This window comes from Kitasatospora sp. NPDC049258, assembly GCF_040678895.1.
Lineage (GTDB): Bacteria > Actinomycetota > Actinomycetes > Streptomycetales > Streptomycetaceae > Kitasatospora.
This window is the reverse complement of the sequence record NZ_JBFAQT010000001.1, coordinates 107447-120949: the sequence shown is the minus strand read 5'-3', so window position 1 is coordinate 120949 and position 13503 is coordinate 107447. Positions and strand designations below refer to the sequence as shown.

16 protein-coding genes are annotated in these 13503 nt (G+C 72.1%); 9 read left to right on the top strand and 7 right to left on the bottom strand.

Annotation, left to right across the window (positions count from 1 at the left end; translation table 11 throughout):
* Positions 1–86: 86 nt before the first annotated feature.
* The 5 genes from AB0K43_RS00605 to AB0K43_RS00585 form a co-directional block, all read right to left on the bottom strand.
* Entirely contained in the window at positions 87–929 is an 843-nt protein-coding gene (locus AB0K43_RS00605) for an NAD(P)H-binding protein (RefSeq protein ID WP_363634358.1), read from the bottom strand.
* Positions 926–1387, bottom strand: a complete 462-nt coding sequence (locus tag AB0K43_RS00600) for a nuclear transport factor 2 family protein (RefSeq protein WP_363634357.1) — start codon at positions 1385–1387, stop codon at positions 926–928. The genes AB0K43_RS00605 and AB0K43_RS00600 overlap by 4 nt, the downstream gene beginning before the upstream one ends.
* 181 nt (positions 1388–1568) lie before the next feature.
* A complete protein-coding gene (locus tag AB0K43_RS00595; protein ID WP_363634356.1) occupies positions 1569–1898 on the bottom strand; it encodes a hypothetical protein in 330 nt (109 codons plus the stop codon).
* Between the two features lie 33 nt (positions 1899–1931).
* Positions 1932–2837, bottom strand: coding sequence for an NADP-dependent oxidoreductase (locus tag AB0K43_RS00590; RefSeq protein WP_363634355.1), 906 nt, complete (start codon positions 2835–2837; stop codon positions 1932–1934).
* Between the two features lie 105 nt (positions 2838–2942).
* Positions 2943–4013 (bottom strand): alkene reductase, encoded by a 1071-nt coding sequence (locus AB0K43_RS00585; RefSeq protein WP_363634354.1) that lies wholly within the window; start codon positions 4011–4013, stop codon positions 2943–2945.
* Positions 4014–4230: 217 nt separating this feature from the next.
* Here AB0K43_RS00585 and AB0K43_RS00580 point away from each other — a divergent pair, with 217 nt between their 5' ends.
* Together AB0K43_RS00580 and AB0K43_RS00575 are read left to right on the top strand one after the other, a co-directional pair.
* Entirely contained in the window at positions 4231–4740 is a 510-nt protein-coding gene (locus tag AB0K43_RS00580; RefSeq protein ID WP_363634353.1) for a MarR family transcriptional regulator, read from the top strand.
* A gap of 65 nt (positions 4741–4805) precedes the next feature.
* Positions 4806–5873 (top strand): protein kinase family protein, encoded by a 1068-nt coding sequence (locus AB0K43_RS00575; RefSeq protein ID WP_363634352.1) that lies wholly within the window; start codon positions 4806–4808, stop codon positions 5871–5873.
* Positions 5874–5890: 17 nt separating this feature from the next.
* Here AB0K43_RS00575 and AB0K43_RS00570 read toward each other — a convergent pair whose 3' ends face one another.
* Positions 5891–6337, bottom strand: a complete 447-nt coding sequence (locus AB0K43_RS00570) for a MarR family transcriptional regulator (protein ID WP_363634351.1) — start codon at positions 6335–6337, stop codon at positions 5891–5893.
* Positions 6338–6396: 59 nt separating this feature from the next.
* Between AB0K43_RS00570 and AB0K43_RS00565 the strand changes: the two genes are divergently transcribed.
* From AB0K43_RS00565 to AB0K43_RS00545, 5 genes are all read left to right on the top strand, one after another.
* Positions 6397–6786: a hypothetical protein gene (locus AB0K43_RS00565; protein WP_363634350.1), complete on the top strand. Its 390-nt coding sequence runs from the start codon at positions 6397–6399 to the stop codon at positions 6784–6786.
* Between the two features lie 74 nt (positions 6787–6860).
* A complete protein-coding gene (locus AB0K43_RS00560; RefSeq protein ID WP_363634349.1) occupies positions 6861–7919 on the top strand; it encodes a Scr1 family TA system antitoxin-like transcriptional regulator in 1059 nt (352 codons plus the stop codon).
* A 43-nt stretch (positions 7920–7962) separates the two neighbouring features.
* Complete coding sequence (locus AB0K43_RS00555) at positions 7963–8493, top strand: hypothetical protein (protein ID WP_363634348.1); 531 nt, start codon at positions 7963–7965, stop codon at positions 8491–8493.
* An 82-nt stretch (positions 8494–8575) separates the two neighbouring features.
* Positions 8576–9409, top strand: coding sequence for an alpha/beta fold hydrolase (locus tag AB0K43_RS00550; protein ID WP_363634347.1), 834 nt, complete (start codon positions 8576–8578; stop codon positions 9407–9409).
* The gene (locus tag AB0K43_RS00545) at positions 9406–9570 is read left to right on the top strand and encodes a Scr1 family TA system antitoxin-like transcriptional regulator (RefSeq protein WP_363634681.1); all 165 of its coding nucleotides are present in this window, start codon (positions 9406–9408) and stop codon (positions 9568–9570) included. The genes AB0K43_RS00550 and AB0K43_RS00545 overlap by 4 nt, the downstream gene beginning before the upstream one ends.
* A 271-nt stretch (positions 9571–9841) precedes the next feature.
* Here AB0K43_RS00545 and AB0K43_RS00540 read toward each other — a convergent pair whose 3' ends face one another.
* Positions 9842–10795 carry a TetR/AcrR family transcriptional regulator C-terminal domain-containing protein gene (locus tag AB0K43_RS00540; protein WP_363634346.1) on the bottom strand — a complete coding sequence of 318 codons (954 nt, stop codon included), beginning with the start codon at positions 10793–10795 and terminating at the stop codon, positions 9842–9844.
* A 126-nt stretch (positions 10796–10921) separates the two neighbouring features.
* On the opposite strand from AB0K43_RS00540, the gene AB0K43_RS00535 reads away from it, so the two are divergent.
* Complete coding sequence (locus AB0K43_RS00535) at positions 10922–12130, top strand: FAD-dependent monooxygenase (RefSeq protein WP_363634345.1); 1209 nt, start codon at positions 10922–10924, stop codon at positions 12128–12130.
* Between the two features lie 455 nt (positions 12131–12585).
* Positions 12586–13083, top strand: a complete 498-nt coding sequence (locus AB0K43_RS00530) for a cupin domain-containing protein (RefSeq protein WP_363634344.1) — start codon at positions 12586–12588, stop codon at positions 13081–13083.
* Positions 13084–13503 lie beyond the last annotated feature (420 nt).

Genomic DNA, 13503 nt, shown 5'->3' with positions numbered 1-13503 from the left:
TCCGGCGGGTACGGCGCCCGACGGGTCGGCTCATGCCTCCCGTGGCCCCGGGCCGCAGCGCCGGGCCCGCGCAGGCAGCGGCCGCCTCACCCCAACTCCCGCTCAGCGAACGTGCGGAGCGCGACCGCCGGCCGGCCGGTGACGCGCTGCACGGTGTCCGTGGTGCGGTCCTCGGCGCCCTCGGCGATGGCGCGGTCCATACCGGCCAGCATGGTGGCGAACTCCAGCGGTATCTCGGCCGCCCAGCGGTCGCGCAGCTCCTCGAACGTCAGCTTCCGGTGCACCACGGGCCGGCCGGTGACCTCGGCGATGATCGCGACGGCCTCGGCGTAGCTCAGCGACTGCGGCCCGGTGAGGACCAGGTCGGTGTTGGGGGCCGGCTCGTCGATCAGGGCGCGGACGGCGACCGCGGCGATGTCCCCGGCGTCGACGAACCCGACCCGGCCGTCCCCCGTGGCCGTCAGGACGGCGCCCTCCTCGCGGATGCTGAGCGCGTGCGGGGTGGAGCCGGTGAAGTTCTGCATGAACCAGGAGGGCCGCAGCACCGCCCACTGCTCGAACAGCCCGGGCAGCGCCCGGTGGACCTGGCCCACCGCCGGACCGCCGGCCGGGATCGCGGACGAGCTGAGCAGCACCGCCCGGTGCACGCCCGCCGCACGGGCCCGGCGTAGGAACGGCAGCATGACCGCGGCCGGGTCCGAGGAGCCGATCGGCGGGACGAGGTAGACCCGGTCGACCGCATCGAGGGCCCCCGCCCAGGTCGCGGGCTCGTCCCAGTCGAAGCGGACGGCCCGGGCGCCCGTCACCGGAGTGGCGCGCCGGCCGGCGGCCCGGACGCGGTGGCCCTCGGCGATCAGTCCGGCGGCGACCCGGCGGCCGGTGGTGCCGGTGGCACCGATGACCAAGGTGGCGGCGGAGTCGCCGTTCATCGGTCCGCCCCCGTTGCTCCCGTTGCTGCCGTTGCTCCCGTTGCTCCCGCGAAGTCGGCGCCGGGCTGCTCGACGGCGAGCGGGTTCCAGTAGTCGCGGTAGGAGGTGATCAACCCGTCCTCCACCGCGACCACGGCGATGTAGCTCAGGTCGAACGGAGCGCCGGTCCCCACCAGGCGGCCGACCCCCCGCATCTCCACCACGATCGTCCCAGGGGCGGTGGTCTGATGGATCGTCACCTCGGGGAAGTCGTGCAGGTCAATGTGGTCGGGGTAGTGGCGCATGTAGTCCGCGACCGCGGCCTTGCCCTCCAGCCGCCCGGGCCAGCCCTCGGGCGCGAACGGGAACTCCAGGACGCCATCCTCGTCCCAGAGGTCCACCCAGGCGGGGATGTCCTTCTCCAGCAGCAGGCGCAGTCCGTGGCGGTACAGCTCCGCGGGTGCCATCGACTCGGTCATGGTCAAGACTTCCGTTCTGCTCGCGCGGGGCCGGCCACACTGAAACGGACCGGCGGTCCGCATAGCTGGGAGCATACGGACTGCCGGTCCGCTTCGCAACGACGGCATGACCAGACCCACCGCGGACGGCGGCGGCGGTCGCGGCAGTCGCGGCAGTCGTGCCGATCGGACTCCCGGGACGTCAGGCGTTGTGCTGGGCGAGGAAGTCGGTGCTCAGCTCCTGCCATTCCGCGGGCCGCTCCACCATGGGCAGGTGGCCGGTGCGGAGCTCCACGAGCCGGGCGTCGGGGATGCCGTCGGCCGGCTGGCGGTACAGGCGGGTGGAGGTGAACCGGTCCTGGATGGTGCAGATGGCCAGGGTGGCCAGGTCGTCCAAGGACAGCGGCGAGGTGGAGCGCGGGGTGTCACCGCTGCCGGGGTAGTCGACGCCGACGACCGTGTGCCCGGCGGCGAGGCCCGGGCCGGGGCCCAGGACGGTGCGGGCGTAGGTGGCTTCGGGCAGGGCGCGCATCGACCCCTTGCGCCTTCCCCGCAGCAGCCGGGGTCAGGGCAGCAGGACCGCCTTGCCCTGGTTGCGGTGGGCTTCCAGGTCGGCGTGGGCCCGGGCGGCCTCCGCCAGGGGGTAGGTGCGCCAGATCGGCACGGTGAGCTCCCCGGCGACCGCGAGCCGCACCAGCTCCGACAGGCCTTGGTCGCCCTGCTCGCCACTGCCGGCGCTGAACCGGACGCCGTACTGCTGGGCGGCCATGTCGGCGATGGTGATGACCCTCCCCGCATCGCCGGTCAGCGCGACGGAGTCGGCGAGCACCCCGGCACCGGAGGCGTCGAACACGAAGTCCACGCCACCCGGCGCGGCGGCACCCACCCGCTCCGGCCAGCCGTCGCCGTAGCGGACGGCGGTCCCCCCGAGGGCGGTGACGCGCTCCAGGTCGCGCTCGGCGGCGGTGCCGATGACGGTGATACCGCGGGCGACGGCCAGCTGCACGGCGATGAAGCCCACGCTGCCGGCCGCGCCGTGCACGAGCACGGTCTGCCCAGACCGCACACCGAGCTGCCCGAGGACCCGGTGCGCGGTGCGGCCGACCGTGACCAGGGAGGCGGCGACCTCCCAGGGCATCGCCCCGGGCTTGGCCACCGGCCGCTCCAGCAGGGCGTACTCGCCGTAGCTGCCGCCGACGGTGGCGCCGAGGACCTCGTCACCCACGGCCACGTCGGCTCCCGCACCGACGGCGTCGACAACACCGGCCGCGTCCAGGCCGGGGATCACCGGGAAGTTCGCGGGGGCGACCCGGGCCATCAGACCGGAGCGGATCTTCAGGTCGAGCGGGTTCACCGAGGCGGCCCGCACCCGGATCCGGACCTGGCCCGGACCCGGCTCCGGCGGGGTGACCTCGGTCGGCCGCAGCACCTCGGGCAGGCCGTACTCGGAGAAGGTGATCGCAGTGGACATCGGGAACTCCCAGGTAGGGAAGGGTGGGGACGGATGGGGAAGGGAACGGCACGCTGTGACCCACCGGTGCGGTCACGACCTCGGCCGCACCGGTGGGCACGCCGCTCAGGCGGAGAGGGTGGGGTAGTCGGTGTAGCCGCGGTGGTCGCCGCCGTAGAAGGTGGCCGGGTCCGGCGGGTTGAACGGGCCGCCGGCGGCCAGGCGGGCCGGCAGGTCCGGGTTGGCCAGGAAGAGCGCCCCGTAAGCGATCATGTCCGCGACCCCGTCCTCGATCAGCGCCAGGGCGTCGGGGCCGGTGGCCTCGGGGTAGGTGAACGGGTTGAGGACGAGGGTGCCCGGCCAGGCCTTGCGCAGCCGCGCGGTCAGGTCGCGGTCCGGGCCCTCCAGCAGGTGCAGGTAGGCCAGGTCCGAGCCGGCGAGCCGCTCCAGCAGCGCCTCGTACACCTCGGCCGGCTCGCTCTCGGCGATGTCGTTGTACGGATTGCCGGGCGAGATCCGCAGGCCCACCCGGTGACCGCCGATCGCCTCGGCCACGGCGGTGGTGAGCTCGACCGCGAAGCGGATCCGGCCCTCGACGTCGCCACCCCAGGCGTCGGCGCGCCGGTTGGTGTTCGGCGCGAGGAACTGGTGGACCAGGTAGCCGTTGGCGCCGTGGATCTCCACACCGTCGAACCCGGCGTCGACGGCGCCCTTCGCCGCCTCGACGAAGTCGTCGATCGTCTGCCGGATCTCCGTCTCGCCCAGTTCCTTCGGCGTCACGAAGTCCTTCGGGCCCTCGGCGGTGAACACCTGGCCCTCGGCGGCCACCGCCGACGGCGCCACCGGCACCAAGCCCTCGGGCAGCAGGCTGGGGTGGCCGATCCGGCCGGTGTGCATCAGCTGCGCGAAGATCACCCCGCCCTCGCGGTGCACGGCGTCGGTCACCGTCCGCCAGGCCGCGACCTGCCCGGGCGTGTGCAGACCGGGAGTGTTCGGGTAGCCCTGGCCGACCGGCGAGGGCTGGATGCCCTCGGTGACGATCAGCCCGGCGCCGGCGCGCTGCGCGTAGTACGTCGCCATCAGCTCCGTCGGCTCCGCGCCCGGCCCGAAGGCGCGGCTGCGGGTCATCGGTGCCATGGCGATACGGCTGGCCAGGCGGCGGCCGCCCAGGACGATCGGATCGAAAGCAGTGGTCATGATCTCTTCCCTCGTGAGGAGTGGCGCACGGTGGCCTCGACCCATCCACCGTCACAGTTACCTGCTCGAACAAGTAAATATCCGAGAGCCATTCCCTGGCCATCATGTGACGCACGACACATGCCTTCACCAGGAAACTTGTCCGGGCGTGGCAGAAGCGCCAGGGAGGACCCACAGGTGCGCGATAGCGTTAGCTGCCCAACCAGGGAAGCGAGGAATGATGACACCATCCACACCGGGGCCGGGGGCGAGCGTCCCGGTACCGGCCGCCGCCGCCGGCGGGCCGATCAGCCACGCGATCTTCCGGCTCGCCCGCCTGCACCGCATGTACGCCGGACAACTGCTCCGCCGCATCGGCCTGCACCCCGGCCAGGAGCTGGTCATGATGCACCTGTGGGAACTCGGTGCCCAGCGCCAGACCGACCTGGTGCGGCTGATGGACTCCGACGCCGCCACCATGACCCGCACCGTCCAGCGCCTGGAGCAGGCCGGCTTCGTCCGCCGCCGCCCCTCCCCCACCGACAAGCGCGCCTCCCTGATCGAACCCACCGCGGCCAGCCACGCCCTGCGCCGCGAGGTCGAGCAGAGCTGGAGCCAGCTGGAGGACCTCGTCGCCGCGGGCCTGACCGCCGAGGAGCGCACCGCGGCCCTGGAAACCCTGGAGCGCCTGGAGCAGAACCTCGTCGCGGCCTCCACCGAACCCGCGAACGCGGAAGGCGAGGAATAGCACTTTCCGAGGGGCCTCGTTCACGAGATCATCGGGGCTCTGGTCCCGACCCGGAGGAGTCGTCGATGCACCACCCGGACCGGCGGCACGCCGCGCGGCTCGCCAGCTACGGGACCGTGGCCACGCACCTGTCCCTGCTGAGCGACCGCCGGCTCGGCGAACTCGTCTCGGCCGCCGACCAGTTGGGGGCAGGCATCGGCGGCAGGTCGGCGGAGCTGGCCGTCGACGGCACGCGGGTCTTCGTCAAGCGGGTGCCCCTGACGGACACCGAGTTGCGGCCGGAGAACCTGCGATCGACGGCCAACCTGTTCGGGCTGCCGATGTGCTACCAGTACGGGGTGGGCTCGGCCGGTTTCGGGGCCTGGCGCGAGCTGGCCGTGCACGTGATGACCACCAACTGGGTCCTCGGGAACGCCTACGAGGGCTTTCCGCTGATGTACCACTGGCGCATCCTGCCGGACTCCCCGCCGGAGGGGTTCACCGACCACTTCGGGGGCATCGACGGGGCGGTCGCGCACTGGGAGGGCTCACCGGCCGTGCGCGAGCGACTGGAGGCCATCGGCCGGTCCTCGTCCAGTCTGGTGCTCTTCCTCGAACACGTCCCGCAGACCCTCGCCGACTGGCTGCACGACCGCCGGACCACCGCGCCCGGGAGCACGGCGGACTCGCCGTACCCGTGGGTGGAGGAGGCGCTGACGCGCGGGGCCGCCTTCATGAGCGCGCAGGGACTCGTCCACTTCGACGCCCACTTCGCCAACGTCCTGACCGACGGACGACTGCTCTACTTCGCGGACTTCGGGCTCGCCCTGAGTGCCGGCTTCGAACTGTCGGCGACCGAGGCGCAGTTCCTCTCGGACCACCTCGGGTACGACCACTGCCACACCACCAGCCACCTGCTCCGCCACCACCTGCCCGACGGTCTGCGCGGCGGCACGGAGCACGAGGCCTTCCTGCACGGGTGGATCACCGGCCGGCGGCCCGACGGCATCCCGCGCGCGATCGCCGAGATCATCGACCGGCATGCCCGCACCGCCGTCCTGATGGGCGAATTCCGCCGCCGCCTGCTCACCGAGAGCAAGCGGACGCCGTTCCCGGCCGCCGAGCTCGAACTGGCCCGGGCAGCACGGCCGTAGCGCGTCGGGGGCACCCCTCAGGCGGGCAGCCCCGCCTCGCGGGCCAGCACGCCCAGCAGGCGTAGCAGCACCTCGCGGTCCCGCACCCCGAGGGATGCCGTCAGTTCGGCGTCGAGGGCGGCCGCGGCGGCCAGGCAGGCGGCCAACAGCTCCCGGCCGGCGTCCGTGAGCGAGAGCCGGTGGCGCCGGCGGTCCGCCGGATCCCGCACCCGCTCGATGGCGCCGAGCTCCTCCAACTGGTCGGCCAGGCCCACCACCAGGCTCGGCACCACGCTCATCACCCGCGCCAACTCCTGCTGGGAGGCCGGCGCCCCGGCACTGAGCACGGCCATCAGCCCGACGTGCTTGGGCTTGACGCCCAGTGGCTCCACGGCGCCGGCGAACCGCGCCGAGACCAGCGGACCGAGCACGCCGAGCCGGAAGGAGAGCGTGTCGGTCAGCGCATTGGCATTGACATCGTCCATGGCGGCAACGCTACTCTTCAGGAATCGTTCATAGCTCGAATGATTCATGGAGAGACCAAATGTCAGTCGCCATCCAGGCCCGCCAGGGCCGCGCGCTGCTCGTCGCCAATGCCGCGTTCGCCGCCGTCTCGGCCGTCGCCTGTCTGCTCGCCGTCGCCTCGCCCACCCTCCTGCTGCACGACGCCGGAGCGGGGGCCGACTTCTACGCCCAGGCCTACGCCGCGCGCCAACTGCCGCTCAGCGGAGCCGTTCTGACCATGGTGGCCACCGGCCGGCAGCGTGGACTGCCGCCACTGCTGGCGATCTCGGGGCTCGCACAGCTGGGCGATGTCGCGATCGGAGCGGCCCACGGCAACCCCGGGATGGCCATCGGCGCCACGGTCGGCGCCGCCCTCCACCTCGCCGGGGCGTGGCAGCTGGGCCGCCCCTCCGCCGCCGCCGCTTCATAGCATTCCGCCACCAAGTGCTTACACGGAGTAGTAGGGTGACGCACGAACAGTGGCGTTGACGAGGGGGTCACACCATGAGGAACCGTCAGCAGGTGCGCAGTCGGGGCACCCTGCGGCCGGAGAGCTTCTCCTGGCTCCTGCGCGACCTGATCGCCGGAGCCGGCGAGACGGCGACGTCGGTGGCCCGCCGGGTCCCCTGCCACCCGTCGCTGATCTCCCGGATCGAGAGCATGGACCGAGTGCCGCAACGCGACTTCGCCGAGCGCTGCGACGCCATCCTCGACACCGGCGGCCGACTCGCCCGCGCCTGGGACGAGGTGGCCTGGTACGCGGAGGTGGAGCATCCCGACTGGTTCCGGCGGTACGCGGCGATGGAGGCCGAGGCGACACTGCTCCGCGAGTATCAGATGACCCTGATCTCAGGCTTGTTGCAAACGCCGGAGTACGCAGCCGCGCTGTTCCGCGCCCAGGACGAGGACGCCGACGACAGCGTGATCGCAGAGCGGGTGGCCGCACGGCTGAGTCGGCAGCACCGTTTCCTGAGTTCCGACAACCCCCCGTCGCTCGTGGTGGTGCTCGACGAGGCGGCGATCCGGCGCGTGGTCGGCGGCCCGCAGGTGATGCACCGCCAACTGGCCCACTTGCTGCGGGTCGCGAGACGTCCCAACATCATCGTGCAGGTGGCGCCGTTCAGCCTCGGAGAGCGGACTCGTTCCACTTCGACATTCACCCTGGTGACACTGGAGGATGCGACCCAATGGCTCTACACCGAGAGCATCGGGAAGGGCCATTTCTCGCGTGATCCGGTCCAGTTGGCGGAGCGCTCCGGGGTCTATGATCGGTTGTCGGCCGACGCACTCTCGCCCCGCGAATCGGCACTCCTGATCCGGCGCGCGATGGAAGGTTTCCTCAACATGAGCCCCCAGCCCACCGGCCGGTCCACTCCACGATGGTTCAAGAGCAGCTACAGCGGCGGCGACGGTGGCCAGTGCGTCGAGGTGGCCTACAACCTCGGCGACACCGTCCCCGTCCGCGACTCCAAGAACCCCGACGGCCCCGCCCTGCACTTCCCCACCACCACCTGGGCCCGCTTCGTCCACGCCACCGCCACCGGCGAATTCGGCGAAGCCTGATACCGGCCCGGCGCTGCCGTGCCCGGCATAAGGAACGCCAATAATGCAGGCATGGAACGCAATTCCGCCCTGCCCAGGGCGACCCGAGCCCGGCGCCCTCCCGCTGGCAGCCGCGCTGCTCGCCCTGCTGACGGCGTGCAGCTCCGGCACCGCCTCCCCGGACGGGTCCACCCAGGCGTCGTCGGCGCCGATCGGCTCGCTCTCCGTTCGCGGCTCCCGGGCCCACCTGGAGCTGACCGACGCGGTGCTGCACCGCGACCCGGCCTCCGGGGCGGCCGAGTTGACGCTCACCGTCCGCAACGAGGGCAGCGTCCCGGAGCACCTGAACCTGATCAGCACGACCGAGTACGGACGGGCCACCCTCCAAGGCAGCAAGGGGCCGGAGAACGCCCTCTCCACCGCGGGCATCCTGATCAACCCGGGCGAGCATGCGACCTTCGGCGGCGACGGGCCGCGGATCCTCTTCCCCGCCGGCGCGAACACCGCCTCCCCCACCACGCCCGGCACCGCCGTCGACACCATCGTCATCTTCAACGTGGCCGGCCTGGTCCACCTCCAGGCCGCCACCGGCTGATCCCGTAAGTCGGTTGAACGCGGGAACAGCCGCATGCTCTGCTGCCCGGGCACACGGCCCGTGCCACGGAGCGGAGTAGACGATGGGTGCCGATCACCACCAGCACGTCAAGGTACCGGGCGGGCGGATCCACACCACCCGCACCGGCGCCGGCCCGGACCTGGTCCTGCTCAACGCCGGCTCGATGGACCTACGGATGTGGGAGCCCAATCTCCCCACCCTGACCGCCCGGCACCGCGTCACCCGCTACGACGACCGCGGCGTGGGACACCACTCCTCCCGCGCCACCGAACCCTGGTCCTGCACCGCCGACCTGCTCGCCGTTCTCGACGCCTGGGGCATCCCCCGCGCCACCCTGGTCGGCTCGTCCGACGGAGGCCGCAAGGCTCTCGACTTCGCCGTCCAACACCCGGACCGGGTCGACCGGTTGGTCCTGGTCGGCTGCGCCCTCCACCTCCCCGACCCGGATCCCGTCGAGCGGGCCGCCATGGACGCCCTCCTGAACGCCCTCGCGCCCCGCAGCGAAGCCGTTGCCCGAGGCGACCTCGCTGCCGCCATCACCGCTGACCTCGACGTCTGGGCCGCCCGCGCCACCCCCGCCCAACGTGCCTGGCTCGCCCGGATCTACGCCGGCTCCCCCGACTTCCTCCTCGGGCACCCCGCCGAACCGCTGGAGCCCGCCCGCCCGGCCATCACCCACCTGACCGAGGTGCAGGCGCCCACCCTGATCCTGGTCGGCGAACACGACACCCCCTACACCCACCGCTGCGCCGCCCGGATCTCCGCCGGCGTACCGGACGCCCGCCGACGCGTGGTCGAGGGCGCCGACCACTTCATCAACCTCACCCGCCCCGACCTCTTCCACGCCCACGTCCTCAGCCCCAGCCCCAGCACGGACCGACCGCTCAGCGCCTGATCGGGGCGGGGGCTGTCGGCGAGCAGGTCAGCCTGATCTCCGGGCTGTTGCAGACGCCGGAGCACGCCGCCGCGCTCTTCCGGGCACAGAACGAGAGCGCCGACGAGGAGCAGATCGCCGAGTTCGTCGCCGCTCGACCGAGCCGCCAGCACCGGTTCTGACCGGGCCGGACGCACCGGCTCTCGCGGTGGTCCTCGACGAGGCTTCAACGTCGCCGGCCCGGTCCACCTCCAAGCCGCTACCGGCTGATGTGACCGTTCGCGATAGTTGGCGGATCGCCTGGGGAATCCGCGCAGTTCACGGTACTTCTGTGCAAGGCAGTTGGCGGGGCCTGTTCATGCTGGCTGGCAGCCCCGGGTGTCAGCGGCCGGTTAGCTTCCCCCATGGGCGGTCACCTGATGGGACATCGCTTGGACACGCGCTCGGCTACGGTCAGCGGCGGCCGCCGTCTTCCACGGCGGCGATCAGAGCAGCCAAGCCGTCGAGATGGCGGTCGAGCCCGAAGGTGAACAGGGATTCGCCGGACAGGTCCAGGCCGGGGTCGGCGCGGGCGGCGGTGAACGCGGGGTAGGTGCCGTCCGACAGCAGCGCGGCCATCCGGGCCTCCTGGACCTGCATCCACTGGTCGCCGGTGACTCCGCTGGTACGGCCGACTTCCTGCTCGGCGGCGAGGTCGACCGCGCAGCCCCGGACGAACCCGAAGAGCGAAACTGCCGCGTGCATCCGGGTGTCGGCGTCGAGGCCGAGGCCCTCCAGGGCCGCCAGAGCCCACTCGACATGGCGCATGCCGTTGGGTGCGAGCAGCGGGCGGGCGAGGTTCATCGTGGCCGCGAGCCAGGGGTGCTCCTGGTAGAGCCGCCACTGGGCCCGGGCCGAGAGCTCCAGGCGGGACCGCCAGTGGGGCGGGGCGGGAGTGGGCAGGGGTGCCCGTGCGTAGGCCGCGTCGACCATCAATGCGAGGAGTTGGTCCCGGTTCTGCACGTGCCGGTACAGCGACATCGCCGAGGTGCCGAGTTCGGCGGCCAGGCGCCGCATGGTGAGCGCGGCCGCGCCCTCCGCGTCGGCGATCGCGATCCCCGCCCGCACCAGGCGCCGGCGCGCGGTCGACTCCTCCGCCGGACCGTCCGTCCGCCGGCCCGACGGCGGCCCGTCCGTCCGCGACGCACGGGGAACGGCGCAGACCACGGTGCCGACCCCGGGCACCCCTCGCACCAGACCCTCCTGCCGCAGGACGGCCAGCGCCTTGGTCGCCGTGGCCATGGCGACCCCCCACCGCTGGGTGAGCGCCCTGGTGGAGGGCACCCGGTCGCCCGGGCGCAGCTCGCCGGTCTCGATGCGGTTCCGCAGTTCGGCGGCGATCTTGGCGTACGGCGGCTGAGCGGACACGAGGCACTCCTTGGTGTACTAGTACGCGAAGCCTAGTGCACTAGGACTCCTTCCTCAATTTCCCACTTCACAAGGGATCCTGTCGCTCGTACGTTGTACGCATAGCCCCTGAGAGAGGAACCAGAGATGACCACCACCCCCACCGCCGCCCGCACCGTGCTGATCTCCGGCGCCAGCGTGGCCGGCCCCGCGCTCGCCTACTGGCTGCGCCGCCACGGCTTCACCCCCACCGTGGTGGAGCGTGCCGAAGCGGTACGCGAGGGCGGCTACGCGGTGGACTTCCGCGGAGAGGCGCTGGACGTGCTGGAGCGGATGGGCCTGCTGGAGCGCATCCGCGCACTGGACACCGCGATGGGCGACGCGGCGCTGGTGGACGCCGACGGCCGCCAGTACGCGACCCTTCCCGCCGTGATCTTCGCCGGTGACCTGGAGGTCCTCAAGGGCGATCTGACCAGGATGCTGTACGAGGCCACCCGCGACGACGTCGAGTACATCTTCGCGGACTCCATCGCGAGCCTGACCCAGGACGAGCACGGCGTCGAGGTCACCTTCGAGCGCGGCGCCCCCCGCCGCTTCGATCTGGTCGTCGGCGCCGACGGACTGCACTCGCGGACCCGCGCGCTCACCTTCGGCCCCGAGGAGCAGTTCGTCCGCCACCTCGGCATCTACACCGCCATCTTCAGCCTGGACAACTACCTCGGCCTCAAGAACACCGGCCGGCTCTACGCCGCCCCGGGCAAGGCCGCCAACATCTTCACCGCCCGCTCCAACACCGAGGCCCGCGCCGCTTTCCACCTCGCCGCCGAGCACCTGGAGTACGACCGCCACGACCGCGCCGGGCAGCAGCGGATCATCGCCGAACGCTTCGCCGCCGACGGCTGGGAGATCCCGCGCCTGCTCGACGAGATGGCGCAGGCACCCGACTTCTTCTTCGACGCCAACGCCCAGGTGGAGATGGACACCTGGTCCAGGGGGCGGATCGTGCTGCTCGGCGACGCCGGTTACTGCGCCGGCCCGACCTCCGGCCGCGGCACCTCCCAGGCCCTGATCGGCGCCTACATCCTGGCCGGCGAACTCGCCGCCTCCGGAGGCGACCACACCACGGCCTTCGCCGCGTACGAGCGCGAGATGCGCGGTTACGTGACGGAGCATCAGCGCCTGGGGCGTGAGGGCGCGGAGCGGTTCTTCATGCCCGCCCCCACCCAGGAGATCCTGGACATGCTGGCCGCCCAATCCCCCGAGAACACCCGCACCAGCCCCATCCGGCTGCGCGACTACGCCGCACCCTCGTCGCTCGGATCCGCGCCGGTCACCGCAGCCATCAGCGCCGCGTGACGCGGGTGGCCCGCTGCTGCTCCTCGGTTATCGGCGGCCCCGGCGCCTCGAACGCCATCCACGGACCCCGCACCCGGACCTGGGAGACGCACTTCACGATCGCGCGCTGGGACATGCGCGGCACCGGCAAGACCCTGCGCCGCTCCGGCGCCGGCCACCCGCCCACCACGCGCTGCTCGGCCGCCCGGACGCCGCTGGAAAGCGAAAGGAACTCGCCACCGTCCAAGCGATGGGCGCCGACACACGGACCTGGACCGCCGAACGGCACGCCGCCTACGCAAGGTCCGCCCCCTGGTGACCCACCAACTCCAGCCCGCCGCCGCGTGAAGCGCCCGCAGACGACAGCCCGGGCCCCACCCGCGCTCTCCAAGCGACCCATGAATGCCTCCGAAGAGATGTGGACACAAGGCCGGAACGGAACACCGAAACGGCCTCCGACCAGGGAAGAAACCACCATGACCACCAACACCCCGAAGCCCGTCCTGACCCGCGCCGCCGAGGCCGAGACCACCAGCGACCCGAGCAGCACGATGACCCTGCTCGCCGACTGCGGCACCGACGGCAGCCCGATCACCAGCTACCGCTCCACCTTCGCCAAGGGAGCGGTCGGCGCCCCGGCCCACTTCCACACCCGAGCCTCAGAGCTGTTCTTCGTCATCGACGGCGCGCTCCAGGTACTGGTGGACGACGAGGTGAAGACCCTGAACGAGGGCGACTTCCTGCTCGTCCCCCCGCACACCCCCCACGCCTTCGCCGCGGCCCCCGGCTCCACCGCCGATGTGCTGTTCACCTTCACACCCGGCATGCCGCGCTTCGACTACCTGCGCCTGCTCGGCCGGGTCATGCGCGGCGAGGCGAGCCCGCAGGAGATCAAGGAATCCTCCGAGCTGTATGACAACCACTACGTCGACAGCCCGCTCTGGCTCGCCACCCTGGAGACGGCCGGCGCGTAGGTCCCGATCCGCGAAGAGGATCCGAATTCCGCTGCTTCCCGCCCACCTGGCAGGCCGCACCAGCTTGAGAGCGGGTGCAGCACCACGGTCGGCCGCCGTGCGGGCTGATCTTCCATCAGCCCGCACGGCCCACTTCGCCGGCCGCAGCCCGCCACCGGGACCACCGCACCGGCACGCAGGCGCCAAGCAGCCATCCCCGTGGCCGCTCCACGCCGTACCGATCTCGGTGACAGCTTGCGAGGCGGTGATGGTCTCGGCGGCTCCGCCATCTGTCGCGAACGGTCACAGCTGACCCCCGAGGCGGCCCAGCTGCTGCGACGCCTGTACGGCTGACCCCGCTGGCGCGGGGAGGACCTCCTTCATGACGCAGGCCTGCCGCACCGTCACGGCTGACCCCCGCTGACGTGGGGAGGACTAGTC

Excerpts from the sequence above, each read along its gene's own strand:
- AB0K43_RS00605 (WP_363634358.1), bottom strand. The coding sequence starts at position 929 with ATGAACGGCGACTCCGCCGCCACCTTGGTCATCGGTGCCACCGGCACC.
- AB0K43_RS00600 (WP_363634357.1), bottom strand. The coding sequence starts at position 1,387 with ATGACCGAGTCGATGGCACCCGCGGAGCTGTACCGCCACGGACTGCGC.
- AB0K43_RS00595 (WP_363634356.1), bottom strand. The coding sequence starts at position 1,898 with ATGCGCGCCCTGCCCGAAGCCACCTACGCCCGCACCGTCCTGGGCCCC.
- AB0K43_RS00590 (WP_363634355.1), bottom strand. The coding sequence starts at position 2,837 with ATGTCCACTGCGATCACCTTCTCCGAGTACGGCCTGCCCGAGGTGCTG.
- AB0K43_RS00585 (WP_363634354.1), bottom strand. The coding sequence starts at position 4,013 with ATGACCACTGCTTTCGATCCGATCGTCCTGGGCGGCCGCCGCCTGGCC.
- AB0K43_RS00580 (WP_363634353.1), top strand. The coding sequence starts at position 4,231 with ATGATGACACCATCCACACCGGGGCCGGGGGCGAGCGTCCCGGTACCG.
- AB0K43_RS00575 (WP_363634352.1), top strand. The coding sequence starts at position 4,806 with ATGCACCACCCGGACCGGCGGCACGCCGCGCGGCTCGCCAGCTACGGG.
- AB0K43_RS00570 (WP_363634351.1), bottom strand. The coding sequence starts at position 6,337 with ATGGACGATGTCAATGCCAATGCGCTGACCGACACGCTCTCCTTCCGG.
- AB0K43_RS00565 (WP_363634350.1), top strand. The coding sequence starts at position 6,397 with ATGTCAGTCGCCATCCAGGCCCGCCAGGGCCGCGCGCTGCTCGTCGCC.
- AB0K43_RS00560 (WP_363634349.1), top strand. The coding sequence starts at position 6,861 with ATGAGGAACCGTCAGCAGGTGCGCAGTCGGGGCACCCTGCGGCCGGAG.
- AB0K43_RS00555 (WP_363634348.1), top strand. The coding sequence starts at position 7,963 with ATGCAGGCATGGAACGCAATTCCGCCCTGCCCAGGGCGACCCGAGCCC.
- AB0K43_RS00550 (WP_363634347.1), top strand. The coding sequence starts at position 8,576 with ATGGGTGCCGATCACCACCAGCACGTCAAGGTACCGGGCGGGCGGATC.
- AB0K43_RS00535 (WP_363634345.1), top strand. The coding sequence starts at position 10,922 with ATGACCACCACCCCCACCGCCGCCCGCACCGTGCTGATCTCCGGCGCC.
- AB0K43_RS00530 (WP_363634344.1), top strand. The coding sequence starts at position 12,586 with ATGACCACCAACACCCCGAAGCCCGTCCTGACCCGCGCCGCCGAGGCC.